Genomic DNA, 13,144 nt, shown 5'->3' with positions numbered 1-13,144 from the left:
CTGGAACCCTAACGCGGGTAATGTGCAGCCCGTGTCGACCCCGTCCTTCGGCAGCCTGCCCACGCCGATCGAGCCCGCGCCCCGCCTGGCCGCGGCCGTCGGGCTGGAGCGGCTGTGGATCAAACGCGATGACCTCACCGGCCTCGGCGGTGGCGGCAACAAGGTCCGCAAACTGCGGTATTCCTGCGCGCAGGCCCTCGAGGCGGGCGCCACCCACCTCGTCACCACCGGCGCCGCCCAGAGCAACCACGCCCGCCTGACCGCCGCCGCGGCCGCCCGCCTCGGGCTCGGAGCGGTCCTCGTGCTCGGCGGCGAGGAGCCCCCGGCGCCGCAGGGCAACCTGGTGCTCGACCGGCTCGCCGGTGCCCGCGTCGTCTGGTCCGGCAAGAGCACACCCCGGGAGTTGTACGACCTGATCGCCGCCGAGGAGCGCCGCATCCGCGACGGCGGGGGTGTGCCGCACGTGATCCCGTTCGGCGGCTCCAGCCCGTACAGTGCCCGGGGGTATCTCGACTGCGCCGCGGAGCTCCGCGACCAACTGCCGGACCTCGACCGGGTCGTGGTCGCGTTCGGCTCCGGCGGGACGGCGGCGGGCCTCGTCGCGGGGCTCGGCGCCGAGCGGGTGATCGGCGTCGACGTCGGTGCCGTGCCGGACCCGCACCGCACCCTGCGGGAGCTGCTCGACGGCATGGGAGTCCGGACGGAGCCGCCCCACATCGACCGCGGGCAGGTCGGGGCCGGCTACGCGCACCTGGCGCCCGGAGCCCGTGACGCGCTGCGGCTCGCGGCGCGGACCGAGGGCCTGTTCCTCGACCCGACGTACACCGGCCGGGCACTCGCGGGGCTGCGGGCCTGCGTCGCCGACGGCCGGATCCGCCCCGGCCACCGGACCGTGTTCCTGCACACCGGCGGCCTTCCCGGCCTGTTCGCCCACCCGGACCTGGGCACACTGGCGTCCGGGTGAGCGGACCACCGTCCAGCCGAACAGCTAGGGCGGCGTCCACGAACGTCGACCGGGTCCACCTTGCGCGTCGATCTTGCAGTTGTGGTGCCCTGACACTCCCTGAATGTCCGGGTTTGGAAGGCACCACAACTGCAAGATCGACGCGCAACAAGCCGGGCACCCAGCTAGCGCGGCTCCTCGACCGGGGTCGGCGGTCGCGACGTTCCGCACGCGGTCACAGGAGTTTGTCGAGGGTCAGCGGCAGGCTCCGCACCCGGTGGCCGGTGGCGTGGAACGCCGCGTTGGCGATGGCGGGGGCGACCCCGACCAGGCCGATCTCGCCGACGCCCTTGACCCCGACCGGGTTGAACCGGTCCGGCTCACCGACGAACACGACGTCGAGATCCGGCACGTCGGCGTTGACCGGGATCAGGTAGTCGCCGAGCGTGGCGTTGGCGATCCGGCCGGTCGGGTCGGTGACCGTCTCCTCCAGCAGCGCCATGCCGATGCCGCCGACCGTGCCGCCGACGATCTGGCTGCGCGCCGTCTTCCGGTTCAGGATCCGCCCGGCGTCCACGACGGACACCAAGCGGGCGACCTTGATCCGGTCGAGGTCCGGGTCGACGTGGACCTCGACGAACCGGGCGGCGAACGGCCCGGCCGGCGCGAGGCCGGTCTCCTCGGGCTTCGCCGGGACGGAGGAGCCGTCCGCGGACAGCTCGGCGCGGTCGTGCCGGTCGAGGATCTCGCGGTACGACTCGCCGCGGGTCGGATCGTCGTCGCGCTGGATCCGGCCGTCGACGGCGGTCACGTCGGCCGCGGTCAGCCCGCGCAGCGGCGAGGCGACGTCGTCGGCGACCAGGTCCAGGAACGCCTGGACGAGGTTCTGCGCGGCGGCGTGGATCGCGCTGCCGAGCGACGCGGTCATCCCGGAACCGCCTTGCGGCGGCGCGGCCGGCAGGTCGGTGTCCCCGAGCCCCACGCGCACCTGGTCCGGCCGCAGCCCGAGCCGGTCCGCCGAGAGCTGGGTCATCACCGTGTACGTGCCGGTGCCGATGTCGGTCGCGGCGCTGCGCACGAACGCGCGCCCCTCGCGGTCGATCGACGCGCGGGCGTCGCACGGCGCCTGGAACCAGAAGAAGCTCACACCGGCCATGCCCCAGCCGACGAGCACGCCGTCGCGCCGCATCGAACGCGGTGCCGGGTTGCGGTCCCACCAGCCGAACCGTTCGGCGCCCACCTCGTAGCACTCCCGCTGCGCCTTGCTCGACCAGGGCAGGCCGAGCTGTGGATGCTCGTCGGCGTAGTTGCGCAGCCGCAGCTCGACCGGGTCGATGCCCAGCCGGTAGGCGAGCTCGTCCATCGCGCACTCGAGGGCGAAGTGGCCCTGCGCGTCGCCGGGGCCACGCATCGAGGTCGGCACCGGGATGTTCAGCCGCCGCTGCCGGTCGATGTTGGCCACGTTCGGGCAGGCGTAGCCGACGGCCGACACGGTCGTCACCGACTCGGCGATGTTGTCGTCGTCGACGGCGACCGGCTGCACGGACTCGTGCTCGATCGCCGTCAGCGTGCCGTCATCGCGGGCGCCGATGCGGATCCGCTGCACCGTCGCCGGGCGGTGACCGACGCCGGTGAACATCTGCGGGCGGGTCAGGGCCAGCTTGACCGGCCGCCCGACCACCCGGGCCGCCATCGCGGCGAGGACGGTGTGCGGCCAGACCCGCAGGCCCGCGCCGAACCCGCCGCCGACGTACGGGGCGAGGACCCGGATCCCGGCCTCCGGGACGGAGAACGCGCCGGCGAGCGCGGCGCGCGTCGAGCCCGGCCACTGCGTCGCATCGTGGACGGTGAGCCGGTCGCCGTCCCAGGCGGCGACGGTGCAGAACAGGCCCATCGGGTTGTTCGTCTCGTCGGGGGTGGTGTACTCGCCGTCGAAGACCACGTCGGCGGCGGCGAACCCGCTCACGACGTCACCCCGGTGCCGGTTGCTGCCGAACGGGTCGTCGACGGTGACCGCCCGCGGGTCGTCCAGCGACAGGACCGGGTCCGTCGGTTCGTACGCCACGCCGACCAGCCGGGCGGCCGCGGTGGCCTCCTCGACGGTCTCGGCGACGACCACCCCGACGTACTGGCCGTGGTGGACGATCTCGCGCCGTTGCAGCGGCGGTGGCGGCTGGCGCCAGAGCGGCGTGTCCGGCGCCCGCTCGATCCGCGGCGCGTTGTCCGGCGTGATGACGGCGAGGACCCCCGGCGCGGCCTCGGCCCGCGACGTGTCGATGCCGGCGATCCGCCCGGCCGCGATGGTGCTGCGGACCAGCGCCGCGTGCACCATGCCCGGGTACGAGACGTCGGACGAGTAGGGCACGCCGCCGGCGGCCTTCCGCGGACCGTCGACGCGGTCTGTGCCGGTCCCGAGCACCCGGGGCCGTTCGACGGTCGTCACCAGCCCGCTCCCGTCGTCACGCGCAGCGCCCGGACCAGCGTGCGCTTGGCCAGTTCCACCTTGAACTCGGTGCCGGGCACCGTGAACGGGTGCTGCACCGCCGCCTCGGCCGCGGCCCGGAACGACGCCTCGCCGACCGGCGCGTCCCGCAGCGTCTCCTCGGCGTCCCAGGCCCGCCACGGCACCGTGCCGACGCCGCCGAGCGCGATGCGGGCCGACCGGACCACGCCGTCCTCCACGACCGTGACCACGGCCGCCGAGGTCAGCGCGAACTCGTACGAGGCGCGGTCGCGGACCTTCAGGTAGGTCGTGCGCGCCCGCGGCGGCGGCAGCGGGATCTCGACCTCGGTGACGAGCTCGCCGTGGCGCAGCACCGTCTCCCGGTCCGGGGTGGTGCCCGCCTGGTGGTAGAACTCGGTCAGCGGCACCTTGCGCGGCCCCTGGTCGGACCGCAGGCGCACGATCGAGCCGAGGGCCGTCAGGGCGACCGCCAGGTCCGAGGCGTGCAGCGCGACGCACGCCGGTGACGCGCCGAGGATCGCGTGCATGCGCGCGACCCCCTCGACGGCCGCGCAGCCGCTGCCCGGGTCGCGCTTGTTGCACGCGGCCACGGCGGGATCCCGGAAGTACCGGCACCGCGTGCGCTGCAACAGGTTGCCGCCGATCGTCGCCATGTTGCGAAGCTGTACGGACGCGCCCTGCAGCAGCGACGAGCGGACCATCGGCAGCAGCCGGGCCACGGTGGGATCGGTGGCGGCCTCCTCCATGGTCGTGGTGGCGCCGATCCGGACCGTGTCGCCGGCGGCCACGACCCCCTTGAGCGGCAGGCGGCTGATGTCCACGAGCCGCCGCGGCGCGACGACGCCGTCCTTGAGGACGAGGTCGATCTCCGTGGTACCGCCGGCGAGGTACGCGGCCTCCGGGTCGGTGCTGACGGCGGCGATCGCGGTGCCCGCGTCGTCGGCGCGGGTGTAGGTGATGGTCATCGCCCGGCGACCTCGCGGATCGCGGCGACGATGTTCGGGTACGCGCCGCAACGGCACAGGTTGCCGCTCATGAACTCGCGGATGTCGTCGTCGCTGCCGGCCCGTCCCTCGTCGAGCAGCGCGATCGCCGACAGCACCTGCCCCGGTGTGCAGTACCCGCACTGGAAGGCGTCGTGCCGGACGAACGCCTCCTGCATCGGGTGGCCGCCGCCGAGCCCCTCGACGGTCAGCACCTCGCGGCCGTCGACCTGCGCGGCGAGGGTGAGGCAGGACAGCACGCGCCGCCCGTCGACGTGCACCGTGCACGCCCCGCAGGCGCCCTGGTCGCAACCCTTCTTCGTCCCGGTCAGCCCGAGCCGGTCGTGCAGTGCGTCGAGGAGCGTCACCCTCGCGTCGACCCGGAGCTGTTCGGTCCTGCCGTTGACGGTCGTGGTCAGCGTGATCTCGTTCATGATGGATGGTGCGCTACCCAGCCGAACCGGCCCTAAACGGTCACCCCGAACCCGCGGCGGGCCAGCCTCAGCATCACCGGGCCGGGTGCGGTCAGCTCGACGAGCTTGGCGGTGCAGGCGTCCTCCAGCCGGCGCAGCACCGCCACGTATTCTCGCGGCCCGTCCCGGCGGGCCTGATCGAGCACCGTCGCGTTGCGCCACACCTTCGCCCGGGACTCGCGCAGCACCCGGCGGGTCGCGGCCCGGTTCGCCGGTCCCATGAGCCGGTCGAGCGGTCCCACCCGGGACACCGCCCGCATCAGGGCGTCCTCGGCGCCGACCCGGGCGAGCAGCACCGTGTCGACGTGCGTGTGGTCGGCCTCGCGCGCCCGCCGTACCGCCGGATCGTCGAACCCCGCCGGGTCGATCACCGCGACGAGCGACTGCGGCAGGTCGTAGTTGATGTGGGCGTTCAGGCCGAGCAGCACGTGCCGCAGCGGCGGCAGCTCCGGCCGGTCCCGCGCGGTGCCGAAGGCGACCCGCCACGGACCGGGCACGGCCGCCGTGCCGCTCAGGTCGGCGTCGAGGACGTCGAGGTACAGGTCGGCGAACACGACGTCCCACCGGGACAGCCACTCCGCGTCCCGGAACCCGCCCCGGTCGATCTCCTCGGCGACGGCCAGGGTGGTCCGCAGATACGTCTGGTGGAAGAATCGGCGTGCGTCGCCGGCGTCGAGCCGCTCCAGCCCGGCCTCCATGCGCCGGACGATTCCCGCGATGGCCGCGTCCATCGGCCGATGCTAATCCTCGTTCATCTCCCGCAGGGTGGCGTTTCGTCATACGCGGATTCGTGCTCACGGAGGCGCCCGTGCGGCGCCCGGAGGCCCGGGATCAGGGCCAGCGACACCAGGATCGAGGCCGCCGCCTGCTGTTCCTGCCGACCACCGGGCCGCGCGGCTGGGTCGCGTGGGAGGAGCCGGGGGACGTGCACGCGATCGTCTACCCGTGCACCGGATGGCTCGCCGACCCCGGCGCCCGCCGGCCGCCCGCCGCGCTGGCGCGGCTCATCGGTCCGGTGCGGGCCGAGGTCCTCACGCTCCTCGCCGCGCCGAAGAGCACCACGCAGCTCGTCGCGCTCACCGGTCACGGCCTGGGCTCGGTCGGCGGGCACCTGCGGGTGCTGCTCGACGCGGGACTGGTCCGGCGGCGCCGGTCCGGACGCTCGGTGCTGTACTTCCGGACGCCACTGGGCGAGGCGCTGGCCGCGCCGCGGTAGGCCGCGGTAGGCCGCGGTAGGCCGCGGCAGCGGGTGCCCGAGATCAGGTCGGCGTCGGCGGCGTCAGCGCTCGGTCCGCTGAGCTACGGGGCCGCCGCCGACGTGGCCGGATCTCCCGCCGCGGTACGCGCGGGCGCGGCCCCCGGCGGTGGACGCCGGTCACGCCCAGGCGCCGTCGGCCTGGCGGTGGACGCCCATCAGCGGCGCGCCGTCGACCGGGTCGGCGGAGGCCTCCCAGCGCCGCCACCACTCCTCGTCGGGCAGTTCGCCGACCGCGCGGACGAAGTCGTGCAGCAGGTCCACGGCCGGCGGCGACGCCACCAGGCCCGACGCCACGACGATCCGCTCCAGCTCCCGCCGGCGCGCCCGCATCACCGTGCCGACCAGGTCCCGGCCGGCCGGGGTGAGCGCCAGCCAGATCGAGCGGCGGTCATGGCCGCGGTGGAACCGCTGGACGAGCGACTTGCGGACGAGCCGGTCGCACATCCGCGTCAGGGTCGACGGCGCCACCTGTAGCTCGCGGGCCATGGCCGTGCTGCGCTGGGGTCCGTGGCCCGCGAGCAGGACCAGGGCGCGGAACTGTGCGAGTGTCACGTCGGCGTCGAGCGCGGCGAGGCTGCGCGAGACGAGGGCCACCATCGCCCGGCTGGCCGCGAGGAGCGCCTGCACCACATGGTCGTCGGGGGACCCGGTGATTGCCACGGCGCAATCGTTGCACGACCGGACGGTGGGCGCGGTCCCGTCGGAGCATTATGGTACTCCACGAATCTTGTACAACGGCAACGAAACACCGACGGGAGGACCGGATGCCCGGCGCGGACGAACCGCTCGACCTGGCGCACATCCTGCTGGTCGAGGACGACGCCGGCGACGTCGCCTTCACCCTCGACGAGTTCCGCGCGCACCGCCTCCGAAACCCGGTGACCGTCATCGGTGACGGCCTGGAGGCGATCGACTTCCTCGAGCGGCGCGGCGCCCACGCGGACGCGCCGAAGCCCGACATCCTGCTGCTCGACCTCAACCTGCCCGGCGTCGACGGCCGGGTCGTGCTCGACCGGGTGCTCGGCAACCCGCGCCTGGTCGACCTCACGATCGTGGTGCTGACCGGCTCGCCGCTGGAGGAGCAGTTGCTGCGCGACTTCGGGGTGCCCTCCGAGTTCTACTTCCGCAAGCCCGTCGACTTCGCCCAGATCGCGGCGCTGATCCGGGGCGTCGACCAGTTCAGCATCGTGGTGGACCGGCAGGCCCCGGCTACCGGACCGCGATGAGCGCCGCGTAGTCGGCGGCGGTCAGCGGATCGGCGGTCAGCGAGCCGTCGGCCCGGGGCACCTCCAGCGGCTGCCCGTCCAGCACGAACCGGACCTGGTCGACGTCGTCGCGGGCGGCCAGGGTGCACACGACCTGCCCGTACGCGAGGACCTCGTCGTTGCGGATGGTCGTGCCGCCGACGGTGACGACCGCGGTGCCGTAGTCCAGCACGGCGCCCAGGACGAAGTCGGTCCCGGCCAGCGCGCTGCCGTAGCCGTCGTCCTGCTCCCACTCGGTCGGGCCGGCCAGCAGGTCGGCCAGTTGCCGGTCCAGGGCGGGCGCCCGGTCCACGCGACGCTCGACGCCGACGAGCTGGTCGTTCCGCACGAGGTACAACTTCTCGATCGCCGCGCCCGGCGGCAGGCTCGTGTCCGCGGTCGGTGTGTCCGGGTTCGCGACGTGGACCGACGGCTCCAGCGGGCGGGGCTCGCTCTCGGTGGGCACACCACAGCCGGAGAGCGGGATGCCGGTCAGCAGCATGCCGGCCACGGCCGCCACGAACGCGCGCCTCACCGCACACCCGGCAGCTCGACCCGGAACCGTGCGCCGCCGCCCGGGCGGTCGAGCACGGTCACCCGCCCGCCGTGGACGCCGACGTGTTGCGCGACGAGCGACAGCCCGAGGCCGGTCCCGTCGTCGCCACCGCGGGCACCGGCCGAGCGGCCCCGCACGAAGCGGTCGAAGATGGCGGTCCGGTCGGCGGGGTTCACCCCCGGTCCCTCGTCGTCGACCTCGATCACCCCGACGCCCTCCTCGGCCATGATCCGCACCGCCGTCGGCCCGCCGCCGTGCGTGACCGCGTTGTCCAGAAGATTGACCAGCACCTGTTCGATCCTGCGCCGGTCGACCGTCCACCGCTGCCCCTCGCCGCACCGCACGATCTCCGGCGGCAGCCCGCGCAGCTCGACCACCCGGTGCGCCAGGTCGGCCATGTCGACCGGTGCGCGGGTGACCGGCAGGTCGCCGCGGGAGAGCTCCAGGAGGTCGTCGACGAGGGACTGGAACCGGCCGATCTCGTCCACGACCAGGCCCGCCGCCGTCGCGGTGCGCTCGTCGAGCTGATCGCGGCGGCGGTGCAGGACGCTCGCGGACGCGGCCAGGGTCTGCAACGGTGAGCGCAGCTCATGGCTCACGTCGGCGGCGAAGCGGCGGTCCCGCTCGATGCGCCGGGAGAGCTGCTCGACCATCGCGTTGAACGACGTGGTGAGCCGTTGCAGGTCGGGGTCGGTCGCCGGGTCGAGCCGCGCGGTGAGGTCGCCGGCGGTGATGCCCTCGGCGGCGTCGGCGACCGAGCGGAGGGGGCGCAGCACGTATCGCGTCGCGTACCAGCCCAGGCCCGCGCCCGCGGCGGCGACGACCGACGCCACCAGGGTCAGCACCCAGCCGAGGACCCGCAGCGTCTGGTCCAGCTCACGCAGGTAGTCGATCTCGTACAGGGCGGTCGTCGGTGACAGCGAGATGCCCACGACGACGGCCGGCTCGCCGTCGATGCGGACGAGCTGGATGCCCTGCCCGCCGTGCTCCACCATGCGTTGCAGGCCGGCGGGGACGGCGTCGACGGCGCCGGGGTCGGCGCCGCGTGCGTACCAGTTGCCGTCGCGGTGCAGCAGTGCGCGCCGGTTGCCGCCGGTGTCGAGCGAACGCAGGATCGCGACGATGTCGGGGCGGTCGGTGGTCAGCCCGGCGGAGATGACCCGGGCGTCGAACGTGGCGGCACGGATGGTGGACCGCTGCCGCCCGTCGAGCAGCGAACTGCGGGTCACCTGGTAGGAGATCAGCGCCATCGAGGCGGACAGCGCGAGCGCCCCGGCGGCGAAGCCGGCGATGACCCGGGTGCGGAGACCGGCGAGCTTCATCGCTGGAGCTTGTATCCCATGCCGCGCACCGTCACGAGATATCGCGGCGAACGCGAGTCGGCCTCGATCTTCTGCCGTAACCGTCCGACGTGGACGTCGACGAGCCGCTCGTCGCCGATCTCGTACTCCCACACGCGCTGCAGCAACTGCTGCCGGCTCAGCACCAGCCCGGGATGCTCCGCCAGCTCGCACAGCAGGCGGAACTCCGTGCGGGTCAGCGCGACCGGCGCGCCGCGCAGCCGCACCTCGCCGGCCTCCGGCAGGATCTCCAGGTCGCCGAAGACCAATGTGGACACCGGCGACAGCAGCGTGCGCCCGCGCCTCCGCAGCGCCCGCAGCCGCGCCGAGAGCTCCTTCACCGCGACGGGTTTGACGAGGTAGTCGTCGGCGCCGGCCTCGAGCGCCGCGACGATGTCGTGGGTGTCGTCACGGGCCGAGACGACGACGATCGGCACGTCGTCCTCGCGGCGTAGCTGCCGGATGCACTCGAACCCGTCGAGGCCGGGCAGCATCAGGTCGACCAGCACCGTGTCGGCGGCCTCCTCGCGCTGCGCGACGAGGCCCTCCTCGGCGCTCGCGGCGCCGCGCACGGTATAGCCCTCGTCCTCCAGCGCCAGAACCAGCGACAGGCGGATCCGGTCGTCGTCCTCGATCACGAGTACCCCGGTCATATCCGCATCATGCCGTCCCACCCGTTTGATCGACCAATCCAAACGTCTTGTCATGAAACCGTCACACTTCCGGGAGAGTTCCGCCATATCCGCGGCAAACGCTGGAGGCATGCGCAGCGACACGGTGCGACCGGCGGCGCCGACGGTCGAGATCATCGTCACCGAAGAGCTTGACGCGGCATCGGTGCCCCGGATGTCCGCGCTGTTGCAGGATGCCATGGCCATGCGCCCGGGTCGACTGCTGGTGGACCTGGCGCAGTGCCCGTTCGTCGACGCGTCCGCGATCGGGATGCTCCTCGACGTGCACCGGCAGATGTGGTCCGAGGGCGGCCGGCTGACGCTGCGCGGCCCCTCGCCGCGGGTGCGCCGGACGTTGCACCTGGCGCGGGTCGATCACGTGCTGCATGTGGAGTGAGCGACGACGGGGGGACCGGCCATGACAGCATCGACGACCATCGACGGCACTGACTTCGGCCTCGTCTGTGACACCTGCGGGCAGACGGTCACCGGGCTGGGTGCGACCATGCACAACTGGGACCTGGTCTGGAGCCTCTTCAGCCGGCACGGCTGGACCGGCACCCGGCTCGCGACCGGCCCGCACAGTTGCGCCCGCTGTTCGCGGGTGCCCCTCGCCGCGGTCACGGTCACGGTCCCGGCGCGGTGCGGTGTCGAGCCGTCCGCCGAGCCCGGCGACGAGGCGGCGGACGACGCGCGGGTCCGTCTGCGGATCACGCGCGGCGTGCCCGTCGTCGAGCTCTCCGGCGACGTGGACGCGACCGCGGCGGGCGCGCTCCGTGAGGCGCTCGCCACCGCCGGGCGCCGTCCGCCGCACGTGGTGATCGACCTCGCCCAGGCCAAGACGCTGGACTCCGCGGCGCTCGCCGAGCTGGTCACCGCCCGGCACCGCGCCGCACAGGCCGGCGGCCACGCCTGCCTCGTCGGCCTGCCCGGCCGCGTGAGCCGGACGCTGCACACACTGTGCCTGCGGCACCTCTTCGTGGAGCTGCCCGACCGCGAGTCCGCCCTGGCCTGGCTGCGCGGCGACCAGGTGCCCCAGCAGCGCCTCCGCTGACCCGGCCGCCCCTCAACGGCCGGCGGGGGAGCGGATCAGCAGCGTCGCCACGACCTCGTCCTCCCCCACGGTGCCGTACACGTGGGGGACGTCGGCCTGCCAGGAGATGTGCTCGCCCGGGCCGGCCAGCAGCGGGGTGTCCGCCGGGCCGGCGCGCAGCACCCCCGCGTAGACCGTCACGTGCTCCGTCACGCCGGGGGCGTGGGGCGGCGAGTGCTGCACCGTGCCCGGGCGGACCCGCATCCGCAGGAGCTCGAACGTCACGCCCGGCTCCTCGAACACCTCCAGCAGCGTCGCCGTCACCGCGGCGCCCCGCACGTCGGCGGCCTCCTCCGGTGGGGCGCCCGGGTCCAGGACGAGCGCTGTCAGCGGTACGCCCAGGGCTCCCGCCACCGCGTAGAGCGTCTCCAGCGTCGGGTTGCGGGTGCCCAGCTCCAGGCCGGACAGCGTCGCCTTGCCGATGCCGGCGCTGCGGGCCAGTGCCGACAGGGAGATCCCGCGCGACTCGCGCAACTGGCGCAGCCTGTGCCCCACACCCGCCGCACGCCCGTCCACCCGGTCATCGTGACATTGCCATCACGGGGCCGTGGCGCTAAGGTCCGTTCCGTAAACGGAACGATCGAGGCGGAGGAGGCACAGGCATGCGGCTCCAGGCGGTCGCGGCCGGGCTGGTCAGCGCGATCGTCGGCTACGCCAGCTCGTTCACCGTCGTGCTCGCCGGCCTGCGCGCCGTCGGCGCCACCCCGGCACAGGCCGCGTCGGGACTGCTCGCCCTCTGCGCCGGCATCGCCGCCCTCGCGATCTTCCTCGGCCTGCGGTACCGCATGCCGATCAGCATCGCCTGGTCCACGCCCGGCGCCGCGCTGCTCGTCGCGACCGGCCCGGTCGCCGGCGGATTCCCGGCGGCGGTCGGCGCGTTCATCGTCTGCGCCGCGCTCATCGTCCTCGCCGGCCTCTCGCCCTGGCTGGCCCGCGCGATCGCCGCCATCCCGCGCCCGATCGCCGGCGCGATGCTGGCGGGCGTCATCCTGAGCCTCTGCACCGCACCGGTCCGCGCCGTCGTCGACGTCCCGCTCCTGGCGGTGCCGGTGGTCCTGACGTGGGCGGTGCTGCAACGGTACCGTCGGCAGTGGGCGGTGCCGGGCGCACTCGTCGCGGCGATCGCCGGGATCGCGGCGCACGGCCCGGGCGGGGGCCTGTCCGGCGCGGCGCTGCGGCCGTCGGTCGAGCTGGTCACCCCGGCGCTGAACCCGTCCGCGGTGGTGAGCATCGCCGTGCCGCTGTTCCTCGTCACCATGGCCGCGCAGAACGTCCCCGGCATGGCCGTCATGGCCACCTACGGCTACACGCCGCCGCTGCGCCCGGTCCTCGTCGCGACCGGACTGGCGAGCGCGGCGGCGGCCCCGTTCGGCGGCCACGCCCTCAACCTGGCCGCGATCACGGCGGCGCTGACCGCCGGCCCGGACACCCACCCCGACCCGGGCCGCCGGTGGATCGCGACGGTGGCCCTGGGCGCCGGTCAGCTAACCCTGGGCCTCGGCGCGGGCCTGGCGATGGCGCTGGTGCTGTTGTCCCCGCCGGTACTGGTCATCGCCGTCGCCGGGCTGGCACTGTTGGCGGCGCTGGGCTCGTCGTTGGCGAGTGCGGTGACGGAGCCGGAGGGCCGGGAGGCGGCCGTGGTGACATTCGTCGTGACCGCCTCCGGCATGACGATCCTCGGCATCGGCTCGGCGTTCTGGGGCCTGGTCGCCGGCGGCCTCACCGCCCTGCTGCTGCACCGCCGCTCGAAGCCGGCGGCTCCGGCCGCCGCCGAGCAGCCGACCCCGGTGGCGACCACCCGGTAGCCGGGACCGCGGGACCAACTCGACCCGACCGGGCCGGCACCGGTCGGGGCGTTGGCGGCTCGCTCGGTGCGGTTCGGGCGCAATCCCGCCGCCGTGCCGGGCGACTCCATGATCATGGGAAAGATGTGGCTGCCCCGATAGCCAGTTCTTTCCCATGATCACGGAGTCGCCCGGCACGGAACGCGCCGCCCGGGTCCAGCAGCGATCATGAGCGACAGACACGGCGTGTGGGGAGTCGGTCTGCGGTGCGCGCGGTCGAGCGGCGGCGGGCCTTGTGAGAACGTTTCGGATAAGTCCGGTATTTCCGACGATAG

At 74.1% G+C, this 13,144-nt stretch carries 15 protein-coding genes; 6 read left to right on the top strand and 9 right to left on the bottom strand.

From position 1 onward, the window contains the following. The first annotated feature begins 31 nt into the window (after window positions 1–31). Window positions 32–964, top strand: coding sequence for a pyridoxal-phosphate dependent enzyme (locus Drose_RS21365; protein WP_260723062.1), 933 nt, complete (start codon window positions 32–34; stop codon window positions 962–964). 214 nt (window positions 965–1,178) lie between these two features. Here the strand turns inward: Drose_RS21365 and Drose_RS21360 are convergent, their stop codons facing one another. From Drose_RS21360 to Drose_RS21345, 4 genes are read right to left on the bottom strand one after another with little or no spacing between them, the layout of a single operon-like run. Next, a complete protein-coding gene (locus tag Drose_RS21360; RefSeq protein WP_260723061.1) occupies window positions 1,179–3,386 on the bottom strand; it encodes a xanthine dehydrogenase family protein molybdopterin-binding subunit in 2,208 nt (735 codons plus the stop codon). Further along, window positions 3,383–4,372, bottom strand: coding sequence for an FAD binding domain-containing protein (locus Drose_RS21355; RefSeq protein WP_260723060.1), 990 nt, complete (start codon window positions 4,370–4,372; stop codon window positions 3,383–3,385). Before Drose_RS21355 ends, Drose_RS21360 begins: the two co-directional genes overlap by 4 nt. Beyond that, window positions 4,369–4,824 (bottom strand): (2Fe-2S)-binding protein, encoded by a 456-nt coding sequence (locus Drose_RS21350; RefSeq protein ID WP_260723059.1) that lies wholly within the window; start codon window positions 4,822–4,824, stop codon window positions 4,369–4,371. Before Drose_RS21350 ends, Drose_RS21355 begins: the two co-directional genes overlap by 4 nt. A gap of 32 nt (window positions 4,825–4,856) precedes the next feature. After that, the gene (locus Drose_RS21345; RefSeq protein WP_260723058.1) at window positions 4,857–5,594 is read right to left on the bottom strand and encodes a DUF5995 family protein; all 738 of its coding nucleotides are present in this window, start codon (window positions 5,592–5,594) and stop codon (window positions 4,857–4,859) included. A gap of 77 nt (window positions 5,595–5,671) precedes the next feature. Between Drose_RS21345 and Drose_RS21340 the strand changes: the two genes are divergently transcribed. Next, window positions 5,672–6,079, top strand: a complete 408-nt coding sequence (locus tag Drose_RS21340) for an ArsR family transcriptional regulator (RefSeq protein ID WP_260723057.1) — start codon at window positions 5,672–5,674, stop codon at window positions 6,077–6,079. 159 nt (window positions 6,080–6,238) lie between these two features. On the opposite strand, the gene Drose_RS21335 is transcribed toward Drose_RS21340, so the two are convergent. Then, complete coding sequence (locus tag Drose_RS21335; protein ID WP_260723056.1) at window positions 6,239–6,781, bottom strand: MarR family winged helix-turn-helix transcriptional regulator; 543 nt, start codon at window positions 6,779–6,781, stop codon at window positions 6,239–6,241. A 104-nt stretch (window positions 6,782–6,885) separates the two neighbouring features. On the opposite strand from Drose_RS21335, the gene Drose_RS21330 reads away from it, so the two are divergent. Continuing rightward, window positions 6,886–7,347, top strand: coding sequence for a response regulator (locus tag Drose_RS21330; protein ID WP_260723055.1), 462 nt, complete (start codon window positions 6,886–6,888; stop codon window positions 7,345–7,347). Here Drose_RS21330 and Drose_RS21325 read toward each other — a convergent pair. From Drose_RS21325 to Drose_RS21315, 3 genes are read right to left on the bottom strand one after another with little or no spacing between them, the layout of a single operon-like run. Beyond that, window positions 7,331–7,867, bottom strand: coding sequence for a GerMN domain-containing protein (locus Drose_RS21325; RefSeq protein ID WP_260729775.1), 537 nt, complete (start codon window positions 7,865–7,867; stop codon window positions 7,331–7,333). The two genes, Drose_RS21330 and Drose_RS21325, sit on opposite strands and share 17 nt — an antisense overlap. 29 nt (window positions 7,868–7,896) lie before the next feature. Continuing rightward, window positions 7,897–9,243 (bottom strand): HAMP domain-containing sensor histidine kinase, encoded by a 1,347-nt coding sequence (locus Drose_RS21320; protein WP_260723054.1) that lies wholly within the window; start codon window positions 9,241–9,243, stop codon window positions 7,897–7,899. Then, entirely contained in the window at window positions 9,240–9,914 is a 675-nt protein-coding gene (locus Drose_RS21315) for a response regulator transcription factor (RefSeq protein WP_260723053.1), read from the bottom strand. The genes Drose_RS21320 and Drose_RS21315 overlap by 4 nt, the downstream gene beginning before the upstream one ends. A 109-nt stretch (window positions 9,915–10,023) precedes the next feature. Here Drose_RS21315 and Drose_RS21310 point away from each other — a divergent pair, with 109 nt between their 5' ends. Both Drose_RS21310 and Drose_RS21305 read left to right on the top strand, forming a co-directional pair. Beyond that, window positions 10,024–10,329: an STAS domain-containing protein gene (locus Drose_RS21310; RefSeq protein ID WP_260723052.1), complete on the top strand. Its 306-nt coding sequence runs from the start codon at window positions 10,024–10,026 to the stop codon at window positions 10,327–10,329. A 21-nt stretch (window positions 10,330–10,350) separates the two neighbouring features. Continuing rightward, window positions 10,351–10,986 carry an STAS domain-containing protein gene (locus Drose_RS21305; protein WP_260723051.1) on the top strand — a complete coding sequence of 212 codons (636 nt, stop codon included), beginning with the start codon at window positions 10,351–10,353 and terminating at the stop codon, window positions 10,984–10,986. A gap of 12 nt (window positions 10,987–10,998) precedes the next feature. Here the strand turns inward: Drose_RS21305 and Drose_RS21300 are convergent, their stop codons facing one another. Further along, complete coding sequence (locus tag Drose_RS21300) at window positions 10,999–11,541, bottom strand: helix-turn-helix domain-containing protein (RefSeq protein ID WP_260723050.1); 543 nt, start codon at window positions 11,539–11,541, stop codon at window positions 10,999–11,001. Between the two features lie 86 nt (window positions 11,542–11,627). Here Drose_RS21300 and Drose_RS21295 point away from each other — a divergent pair, with 86 nt between their 5' ends. After that, window positions 11,628–12,830: a benzoate/H(+) symporter BenE family transporter gene (locus Drose_RS21295; RefSeq protein ID WP_260723049.1), complete on the top strand. Its 1,203-nt coding sequence runs from the start codon at window positions 11,628–11,630 to the stop codon at window positions 12,828–12,830. Window positions 12,831–13,144 lie beyond the last annotated feature (314 nt).

The organism is Dactylosporangium roseum (genome assembly GCF_025264685.1).
Lineage (GTDB): Bacteria > Actinomycetota > Actinomycetes > Mycobacteriales > Micromonosporaceae > Dactylosporangium > Dactylosporangium roseum.
The sequence above is the reverse complement of the archived record's forward strand: the minus strand, read 5'-3'. Positions and strand labels throughout refer to the sequence as shown.

Coding starts and splice junctions, on each gene's coding strand:
- Drose_RS21355 (WP_260723060.1), bottom strand. CDS start 4,372: ATGACCATCACCTACACCCGCGCCGACGACGCGGGCACCGCGATCGCC.
- Drose_RS21350 (WP_260723059.1), bottom strand. CDS start 4,824: ATGAACGAGATCACGCTGACCACGACCGTCAACGGCAGGACCGAACAG.
- Drose_RS21345 (WP_260723058.1), bottom strand. CDS start 5,594: ATGGACGCGGCCATCGCGGGAATCGTCCGGCGCATGGAGGCCGGGCTG.
- Drose_RS21330 (WP_260723055.1), top strand. CDS start 6,886: ATGCCCGGCGCGGACGAACCGCTCGACCTGGCGCACATCCTGCTGGTC.
- Drose_RS21325 (WP_260729775.1), bottom strand. CDS start 7,867: ATGCTGCTGACCGGCATCCCGCTCTCCGGCTGTGGTGTGCCCACCGAG.
- Drose_RS21320 (WP_260723054.1), bottom strand. CDS start 9,243: ATGAAGCTCGCCGGTCTCCGCACCCGGGTCATCGCCGGCTTCGCCGCC.
- Drose_RS21315 (WP_260723053.1), bottom strand. CDS start 9,914: ATGACCGGGGTACTCGTGATCGAGGACGACGACCGGATCCGCCTGTCG.
- Drose_RS21310 (WP_260723052.1), top strand. CDS start 10,024: ATGCGCAGCGACACGGTGCGACCGGCGGCGCCGACGGTCGAGATCATC.
- Drose_RS21305 (WP_260723051.1), top strand. CDS start 10,351: ATGACAGCATCGACGACCATCGACGGCACTGACTTCGGCCTCGTCTGT.
- Drose_RS21295 (WP_260723049.1), top strand. CDS start 11,628: ATGCGGCTCCAGGCGGTCGCGGCCGGGCTGGTCAGCGCGATCGTCGGC.